The 1,567-nt window shown below is 38.2% G+C and carries 2 protein-coding genes; both read left to right on the forward strand.

Annotated features, from left to right (window positions below; all coding sequences use genetic code 11):
• The first annotated feature begins 705 nt into the window (after positions 1–705).
• Positions 706–852, forward strand: coding sequence for a hypothetical protein (locus tag F6K22_RS40565; protein ID WP_293110789.1), 147 nt, complete (start codon positions 706–708; stop codon positions 850–852).
• Positions 853–1,129: 277 nt separating this feature from the next.
• A complete protein-coding gene (locus F6K22_RS40570) occupies positions 1,130–1,414 on the forward strand; it encodes a transposase (protein ID WP_293110791.1) in 285 nt (94 codons plus the stop codon).
• The last annotated feature ends 153 nt before the right edge of the window (positions 1,415–1,567 follow it).

Raw genomic sequence — 1,567 nt, forward strand, 5'->3', positions numbered from 1 at the left:
ATAGCTCCTAGGTCCAGTTTCTTTCGCCACTGCTTGATGTGGTTGACTGGGTAAGACTTCTGCATCAGCCGACCAGAAATTGGTATAGCAAACCCCACAAGATCGGATAGACTGCTGGTAACGATTCCCACTCCTTCCCTTGCTCAACCCGCACAACCCTCTCCAATTTGGCATCCAATAATTTCACGTATCTCTACATCCAGACCTAACCAGACACAGTGTTTATTCCCCTTATGATCATAAAATGACCATAATTCATCCATCTGTACCTTTAAGCTTCCCTTCCCCTTGGGTTCCACCTCCAGTTGCTCAAAAAGCTGTGAGTATTTCTGATTAACATAATTGTGTAACCATAGCTGTGAGACCTTAGCCACTCTGGCAATTAGCCAGGGGTCTCTTTTCTAGTAGCATTTTCGTGTCCACTCTTGGGTTGATTGGGTAAGCTCTGAGACTCTTGTCCGCGATCTGATTTTCCACAAATTGACGACCAGAGTCCTGGAATTTGTGATTCTGTCTACTATGGCCGGTTTTACCGTTCTTGACCACTCAAGCATGAATTGTATGATGGACAGGGTGGCTTGGGGTCTGACATTACAGCGCTTTTCATATGAGTGAACCACAAAAGTATAAGATTTAACCAAAGACAAAATAGTTATCTAGAGCGATACGGCTGACGTCACGCTCCGCGAACGCCAAACCCCAAAAATGGCCAGACCATATTCACAAAATTTAGGCCGACCTGTGCTTAGAGTCTATCAAAACCAAGAAGGTTCTCAACGTCAAATAGGAAAAAGGTTTCAAGTTAGTTTGACTTTTGTCCGTAATTTATTACGGCATTATCGAACCACATGAACTGTGAATCCAAAGCAACATGGAGGAAGACCATTACCTAAATTTGATGGCAATTTTGATTCTTTAATGAGCGCAGAAAATCCAACAAAAACCAGATATGTATGCTTTGTGAGTTATGCGAATATTTAGAAATTAGAACAGGAGTAAAAGTTAGTCTATCAACAATGTATCGAATTTAAAAAAAAATCAATATAAGTAGAAAAAAAAAGTATTTGTGCTTCGGAATAAGAGAGAGAAGATGTTAAGCCAAAATTTTATGAGTATCGAAAATTGCTGGATGCGCGTAGACATAAATAATTTGGTTTTTGTTGACTATTCAGGAGTAAATGATAGAATGACTCGTCTTTATGGTCGAGGAAAAGTAGGAGAGAGAGTAGTCAGCAATGCTCCTAGAAATAAAGGTAAAAATACAAGTGTCTTAGGAGTCTTAAGCCTGGATGGTTTAATTGTATCAATGAAAGTAATTGGTAGTACAAATAAAAATGTATTTGAAATATTAGACATCTCCGGAAAACAAATAAATTGTGATAGAGTAATAAAAAATCTAATTTTTAGTGGCTAATTATGACCAGTATGCTTGAGTACATTCACCATCATTCACAAGAATCAGAACGTTTATTAGGCATCAAGTATGAACAACTCGAAAAATTCTTAAAACAAGCAGAAAAACTCCATAATAATAAGCGAGAGATAGCTTGGGCTAAAAAAGTTAGAA

This window comes from Okeania sp. SIO2F4, from assembly GCF_010672385.1.
In the GTDB taxonomy this organism is placed as follows: Bacteria; Cyanobacteriota; Cyanobacteriia; order Cyanobacteriales; family Microcoleaceae; genus Trichodesmium.

What these genes read in the sequence shown, in the direction of transcription:
- F6K22_RS40570 (WP_293110791.1), top strand. Translation starts at nt 1,130, where the DNA reads ATGCGCGTAGACATAAATAATTTGGTTTTTGTTGACTATTCAGGAGTA.
- F6K22_RS40565 (WP_293110789.1), top strand. Translation starts at nt 706, where the DNA reads ATGGCCAGACCATATTCACAAAATTTAGGCCGACCTGTGCTTAGAGTC.